Raw genomic sequence first — 7234 nt, 5'->3', positions numbered from 1 at the left:
CCTATATACCCGTGCTACATGGAAATACATAATTTCAGCAAGTCGATAAGCGTGCCAAATGCAAGGCATAATATGTATCGTTAAGTTATTCTCAACACAAATCTTATAACAACGCAGTTAGCAACTTATCGTCTTACCCTACGGTAGTTTGGGTAGAAAACGATTATGACGTTATGATCCATAATCAGGGAATATCATGAATTACAAATAATGCCTTGTACTCGTATCCTACCCAAGCTCTGTAATCTGCATTTCCACGTAGCGCTGATATACCCAAGCTACTTGGAAATGCATGATTTCAGCGGGAATTTATCTGGTAACTAATCACTACGTTACATCAGTTTGAAAGGCAATATCCTAAAATGATGTGCCTTGTGCTAACTCACCTGATAAATTCTGAAACAAGCATTAAAGTGGTTTGGGTATATATGTCATACCAATATAAATGAACTAACTGTTAACGGCTTAAAACTCGTAAACTTCTGCATTATCATTGTTGAATCTAAACATATTGATTTTTCCACACTGCGCAAAATGATTATTAGATATATAAGGCGAAGGCACTTGAACAATATTAGCCTCCCAGCCTTGACCATTTTTAACAAAAGCTTTTACTTCAAACTCACCATTTACGGTTTGACTACAATCCATCTCAACATCTAGCATCCAATAATGTTGGCCCCAAATATTCAGAGGATCTTCACCATAACCGTCTGTTGCGGTAGTGCGTTTAACCCCCCATTGACTTAGCCAAAAATTAGTAGTCCAATCTAGCGGCGTTCCCTCTACTTCATTACTTTGACTAGATTCATTACCATACCAATCTAAATACAATTCATTGTTTTTCCAGGGTGTAGTCGTGGCATTTAGTAAGTTATTGTGTTTGATAGGAATAGCACAATTGTAATTATTAGCTTGGCAGTTTTTACCTAAATAATTATTAGCATAATCGTGATCAATACCGCCACGAATAAACATATCTTGCCCACTTTGAGTTTGTGCTTGAATAAAAATTACCGTGCGCTGCCAATTTTCTTCAGGCGCAACCTCAAGTTTTGCTCCTTGATGAATAGCAAAAGCATCCCATGCCCCTACATTAGCATTAATAGTACCATTGCTATTAACAACAACCGTTTCGCCTGAACAGGATTGTTTATCCTCTGATAATTGACCTTTTAGCACATTACAATACGACCCTGCCCCCATTTCCGTGGTTAAGATGGTATTTAAATTGAAATCTTCTTTGTTAATGGCAACAAACCCCGAGTTACCCCGACCAAAGGCTATCTGATTATTACCATTATCCCACCAATGATTAATATTCCAGTGATCAGTAGTATTATTTCTAAAGTCCACTGCACCCGCAATGTAAGACCATCGGTGCTCACACTGCCAATTCGAACCAAAACAGTCTAAGTTTCCATTATTATGTACTGGTGTACTGGGCGAACCTGCATCGGTATCTCCATGGTAATCATAGCTAGACATTACTTTCGGATAACCATAAGGGTAAGCCAACATAAATACGTTGGCTAAGTCGTACAAGCGACCATCTTCAAATGTTATTACACTACCGGCACCACCATGGCCACGCTGATTATCATGATTATCAACAAAAACCACTGCAGAGCTACTAGCCATAAACCCCCAAGCTTTACCAAAGTTATTTAACCAAGCCAGTTTACCATTATTAAAGGTTTCACCTAATTTGACTGAATATTTAAACTCTGTAACTAATCCTGTACTGATATATTCGTCAGAGCCTATAGCTTCACCACCTTGATCAATCACCTCTTGAAATACTAATGGTGTCCCATTGATTTTTGATAAAATATTTTGAATATCCTCAACAGCCATATGTTTTGAAGCATCAAAGCGAAAACCTGCGACACCAATATTGATTAAATCATTCAAATATTCAGCCAAGGTTTCTTGAACATAAAATGAGTCGGTATTTAAATCTGGTAAACCAACTAATTGACAGTTTTGTACTTGCCAACGATTAGTATAATCATTAATAGCACAATAATTATGAAAATCTTGAGGGCTATATATAGGATAATTATTGTTGCCATAACTGCTGCCAGCTGTACCGATACCACTTCCATTAGCCATATGATTTATAACAGTATCAACATAAATATCAACACCAACTGCGTTACAACGATTAACCATATCAACAAATTGTTGACGTGACCCACCACGGCTTTCTAATTGATAACTGACGGGTTGGTATCTGGTCCACCACTGTGCTCCTTGCATATGTTCGTTAGGTGGTGAAACTTGCACAGCTGCAAAACCTTTGGGTCCTAAATAACTTTCACACTCTTGGGCAATATCTTGCCAGCGCCACTCAAATAAATGCACAAAAGTAGTCGCTTGAACATCGGCCCTTATTTGCATGCTAGTTACTAAAGGCATTGCTATTACTGTTCTAATTAAATTTTTAGTTAGTTTGTATTTCATTGCAGTTCCTCTTATTACTGGTTTTATTCGGTACTATTAATATGAAACCCTCTAGATGATTGCTCAAAATTAAAACACTGTCATGGTTAATTTTCTTGAATACGTATGCAGTGAACGGCATAAACAACATAATTCAGCCATACATTTTTTGAGTTTTAACATTATTGATAACCAGATCAATAATGTTAAATTATCATCAAATTTTTAAATAAAATGCTTATAAAAGGGTAAGTAATATATTTGTAAATGCTAAATTAGGAGATAAACTGCGCACTCAGCAACTAGTCAACAACGACTTATAATACCGTTTTCGCCTTAGGTGATAATCGGTTGATTCTCAGATCGATTTATACAGTCACTTTGTTAAGTTAACGGAAACAGATGTTCAATATAAACCTTTTCACAATCAACTAAGCAAGCCTCAATTTGTAACCTTGATAAAATCATTAGTTAATATAGCGTTATATTCTCTAAAATGGGGTTTTATGGATAGGGATAGGGATAGGGATAGGGATAGATTTAGTAGAAAGGATATAAGATAAAGAATATATGTTTAGGCAATGTTATTTAAAATAACTTTTAAACTTATCTAGAATCATTTTTTGATTTACAGGTTTTACCATATACCCTGTGGCACCCATGTTAATCCCATTTAAAATATGTTTTTTTTCTGATAACGATGAAATAAGATAAAAGGGAGTTCGCCACAAATCCTTATCAATACGGATTTTCTTTAATAATGTTAACCCACTTACTTTTGGCATTTCCCAATCCGATATAATCAAATCATATGGATGATCATTATCTATTGCTTTCTTCATCATTAGGAAAGCACGGTTGCCATCTTCTGCTAAATCAATATTTTTAAAACCAGATTCCATAAAATAATGTCGATGTATTTTTCGCATGGATTCAACATCATCGACAATTAATAATCTTATTTTTGTTGATCTATTGTCTTTTTCAGCTTGTTGATGATCTAGTTTGTTTACAATTGATACTGTAACAATTAGTTTCTGCTCAAGTTTATCTCGACGCACCCCTTCAATGGCTGGATTATCTAGCATAGTTTGAATTTTATTGATGAAATTATGTAGTTCATTTTTCAAAAATGAGATTTCAGGGGATGAAAACATGATAAACCTTATTATGTGTATCTTTTATTAAGTATTTTCGATTATTCAAATAAAGCAAGTAAGTTACTATGGACTTTCCAACAGGAATAACTTTGTTTACGATATCAGATTCATTTTATTCAACCATATGAGCAATAGAACAACATACCCTAGCAATTGATGTTTTAATTATGGCAACAAAAATACAAATAGACACATATTCGAACAATAACTTTGACCATAGACGTGCTTGGTTAATTGACCGTTATATAGAGTAGATGAAACAGCTACTTTAAATTGCATCATGTATGTTATTTTAAATCCCATAAGAGCCAAAATAACTAGGGGTTCTTGATGATTTAGTTTTAACTTGACTAAAAATGGATTTTCCAATCATTGCCTGCATACTTAAGTTTTTTGATGTACTTAGCTCAATTTTTACTTTTATTTTGGGCACAGATCTAGCTGCACAGCTAAGTAGCTTCTCTCTATCCGTTTTTTATGATTTTTTCGTCGCGGCTACCTCGTAGTTATCTGGATTCAACATTAAACCCATTAAGTTCTCCCAATCATCTACTTACAATCATCCTTATGTTGGTTCTAAAATTTCCCATAAATGGGATTTTGAGCCAAATGACAACCGACAGACTTAATATACCCAAGCTACTTGGAAATGCATGATTTCAGCGGGAGTTTAAATGTATTAAATCGACTTTATATAATATAGCCCTCTAATACTGTAAAATAGCATTTCAACTAATTATTTATATCCATTCCGATAATTAAGTGGCCACTCAGAGCTTATGAGGTTTTACAATTCTAGGCATATCAGTGAATTCATATTCCCTTTAGAGCTGACATAACAACGAAGTGTAAATTCTCAAAAGTTCCTTTTAGGCGGCTTTCAAAGCGCTTTGAACTCCCGCTGATTGACCACTTTATTAACGGAAATGGTATTAATACTCTTAAATAGCTTATAATATACTTCTGAATGAAGTGACTATATCTAATCTCAAATGTATTGACTTAGGAATAAAATGCTAGAAATTTCTAATACTGTAATATTGTCAGAGTGGGAGATTGAATTAAATGCGATACGTGCTCAAGGCAATGGTGGACAACGCGTTAATAAAGTTGCGACTGCAATCCATTTAAGGTTTGACATCAAGCGATCTACCTTACCTAATGTATACAAGGAACGATTACTTAAACTGACTGATAACCGAATTACATCAGAAGGTATGGTAGTAATTAAAGCTCAATTTCCCAGATACCCTCAAAACAACAATAAACTAGTCAATCAGTTGGTGTCTTAATTTACTTACCTTGTTATTTAATTCAGCTTTATTAGCAAACATATTGATCTCTATATTTATGTGTAAAAGTAATTTCAAAACTAATGTAGTGAATAATTATAATATTTTAAAGTTATAAAAAAGTCAGTTAAAACTTTACAAACATTCATTCTGTAAAAAGCTACACCTTTCCAATATCAACAAAATAAGCTCACGTTGAAAATACTGATATTCATCTTTTATTTGTAGATTTAAAATTTTAGAAAGAAAAGCATCACCAGTGTATTTTTTAATACGTTCAATATGTGCATTTTCAAAGACATAAATCTTGTCTGCCCAAGCTAACATCTCTTCAGTGCAAAGCGTAGTATTAGCCTTAGCGACATATTTAGCACTTAAGCCGGCTGATTGGTAAGTATTGGCTTTATCTAAAGCACTAAATAGCTCTTCAGCTGTTCGACTTCTTTGCTTATTGGCGGTACATAAAAATAAAATATTCATAGCAAACTAAGAAAAGTCACCTTGCTCCAATCGCTCTATTAATCCTAAAACTGCTTCTTTACCACCAGGGTCACTAAGCATTGAAATAGGTGCATTACCTTGTAGGTAGCTTTGTTTTTTATTAAGCCATTGAAAAACATAATCTTCAGTTTTGAACAAGCCCATTAACTTATCGAAAACGTCAGTTGGAACATTTATGCTTTTGCTTTTCCATATTTTAATGTGAGGATCGCAACTAAACTCAATTTGATCACCAGATGATAGTTCAAGTTTATCTTCAATAGTTTTTGGTATTGCTACATAGTACTGATTATTTATAACTACTATGTTTAAAGTTAGTTTATTTTTCATTCACGAATACCCTGAATTTAGTGAGGCGAGGCATTATTAAGATCACTCAATTTCTGCATTGAAGTATCAGATATTTGGTACATACCTAAGTCAGCAATTTCTAATTGCTCATGACTAAATATTCCCTCTATTGCCATGTCATGAATTTTTGTATTAAGAGCTGCTTCATTTGCAGTTCGTCTGTCTTCCTCAAGCCTTTGGTTACATTGATCGGAAACCTTTAAATTGATACATTCAGGGACTTCTACACATAGCTCATCTAGCTCACTTTTTTCAACGGTTTCGGCTTCTGAAATATCAGCATTTAGTTCTTCGTTCATAGTAGTAAGGATAACCTTGCTTAAACCATCTGGTATGTCCTGAGCCACACGAAAGGCATAGTCCAGTAAGTTTGGTTCAGCGGGTATAAACATGAATGCATCTTGATTCTTTGACTGAGTTTTCCTTAATATTCGCCCTAATATTTGACGAAAATACATTTCGGTCTTCACATTAGAGAGGTTGCAACAAACCTGAAGCCTTGGGATATTTGTGCCTTCGCTTACCATGCCAACGCTAATAAGCCATTTATCCTTACTTTTCCTAAATTGTTTGATGATAGCGCTAGGTTTCTTTTCGTTACTGGTGACAATAATGGCATCAGTGTTAAGCAAGCATTTCATTATATTTTTGATTGAACAGGCGTGTTCAATCGATGATGCGACAACTAATCCTCCGGCATTATGATTAATACCCCTAATCTCATCTAGTTTATTGATGGCTCTCAGCAAAAGCTGCTCTACAACAAGTTCGTTTTTAACTAATTGAGTGTATGGAATGATATTTTGAGAAAGCAACTCTGAAAAGCTTTGAAAGTTTTGATGCTCTTGATTACCAGTAATGGTGATCTTATCGTTATCAACTGCAATTATTTGGGGTATTCGACAAACGTTATCTCGTACCGCTTCTTTTAACCCATAAATGTAATCGCAGAGCACTTTTCCAGATTGCTCGCAATACTCTGACAGTGCTATTGGTAAAGAGTCAGAACGCCAAGGCGTTCCTGTTAATGCAATTGTGTACTCCGCTTTGTCCCTGATTTTATTAATAATTGGCGTGCCCCATGCGTTGGCATCATGCTCACTAGAACCTGCGCAATGATGGATCTCATCAAAGATCACAAACACGCGATATTGATCTAACAAACGCCAAGTCTGCTCAGGTATTGAATTTAACTTTTGATAAGTAAATGAGTCACCCAAAGCACCAATTGTACCGTCAAAGTGTGTACCAAATTGCTCAACCAATGCATCACTAAAATCAGAAGAAACCACTGATGAAGGCGCAAAGCAAATTACTAAATCAATTAGGTCTTGCTCATACATTTTCTTGGCAAGCACCGATGCCATGTAAGTTTTTCCAGCTCCTGGAGTCGCTAAGCCTAAAAAGTGTTTTTTAAAACTCTTATATTTTTCAATTGCTGAATTCACACATTCAGACTGCCAATTTCTTAATTTCACCTATTTC

5 protein-coding genes and 2 pseudogenes are annotated in these 7234 nt (G+C 34.9%); 2 read left to right on the top strand and 5 right to left on the bottom strand.

The window, feature by feature from the left end:
* Window positions 1-465 precede the first annotated feature (465 nt).
* The gene (locus tag CJF42_RS11210; protein ID WP_095366769.1) at window positions 466-2421 is read right to left on the bottom strand and encodes an alpha-amylase; all 1956 of its coding nucleotides are present in this window, start codon (window positions 2419-2421) and stop codon (window positions 466-468) included.
* Window positions 2422-2792: 371 nt separating this feature from the next.
* Here CJF42_RS11210 and CJF42_RS11205 point away from each other — a divergent pair.
* Window positions 2793-2930: pseudogene (locus CJF42_RS11205) on the top strand (IS4-like element ISMps1 family transposase); the annotation flags it as partial.
* Window positions 2931-3029: 99 nt separating this feature from the next.
* Here CJF42_RS11205 and CJF42_RS11200 read toward each other — a convergent pair.
* The gene (locus tag CJF42_RS11200) at window positions 3030-3602 is read right to left on the bottom strand and encodes a response regulator (protein ID WP_095366767.1); all 573 of its coding nucleotides are present in this window, start codon (window positions 3600-3602) and stop codon (window positions 3030-3032) included.
* 1016 nt (window positions 3603-4618) lie between these two features.
* On the opposite strand from CJF42_RS11200, the pseudogene arfB reads away from it, so the two are divergent.
* A pseudogene (arfB, locus tag CJF42_RS11195) lies at window positions 4619-4873 on the top strand (alternative ribosome rescue aminoacyl-tRNA hydrolase ArfB); the annotation flags it as partial.
* A 159-nt stretch (window positions 4874-5032) separates the two neighbouring features.
* Here the strand turns inward: arfB and CJF42_RS11190 are convergent.
* The 3 genes from CJF42_RS11190 to CJF42_RS11180 are packed head-to-tail and all read right to left on the bottom strand — an operon-like array spanning window position 5033 to window position 7227.
* Window positions 5033-5377 (bottom strand): arsenate reductase/protein-tyrosine-phosphatase family protein, encoded by a 345-nt coding sequence (locus tag CJF42_RS11190; protein ID WP_095366765.1) that lies wholly within the window; start codon window positions 5375-5377, stop codon window positions 5033-5035.
* Between the two features lie 6 nt (window positions 5378-5383).
* Window positions 5384-5728 (bottom strand): hypothetical protein, encoded by a 345-nt coding sequence (locus CJF42_RS11185; protein WP_095366764.1) that lies wholly within the window; start codon window positions 5726-5728, stop codon window positions 5384-5386.
* A 17-nt stretch (window positions 5729-5745) separates the two neighbouring features.
* Window positions 5746-7227: a DEAD/DEAH box helicase gene (locus tag CJF42_RS11180; RefSeq protein WP_095366763.1), complete on the bottom strand. Its 1482-nt coding sequence runs from the start codon at window positions 7225-7227 to the stop codon at window positions 5746-5748.
* Between the last annotated feature and the right edge of the window lie 7 nt (window positions 7228-7234).

Origin of the sequence: Pseudoalteromonas sp. NBT06-2 (assembly GCF_002276045.1) — a bacterium.
Lineage (GTDB): Bacteria > Pseudomonadota > Gammaproteobacteria > Enterobacterales > Alteromonadaceae > Pseudoalteromonas.
Note: the sequence above shows the minus strand (reverse complement) of the source record. Positions and strands in the feature narration are given on the sequence as shown.

Excerpts from the sequence above, each read along its gene's own strand:
- CJF42_RS11210 (WP_095366769.1), bottom strand. The coding sequence starts at position 2,421 with ATGCCTTTAGTAACTAGCATGCAAATAAGGGCCGATGTTCAAGCGACT.
- CJF42_RS11200 (WP_095366767.1), bottom strand. The coding sequence starts at position 3,602 with ATGTTTTCATCCCCTGAAATCTCATTTTTGAAAAATGAACTACATAAT.
- CJF42_RS11190 (WP_095366765.1), bottom strand. The coding sequence starts at position 5,377 with ATGAATATTTTATTTTTATGTACCGCCAATAAGCAAAGAAGTCGAACA.
- CJF42_RS11185 (WP_095366764.1), bottom strand. The coding sequence starts at position 5,728 with ATGAAAAATAAACTAACTTTAAACATAGTAGTTATAAATAATCAGTAC.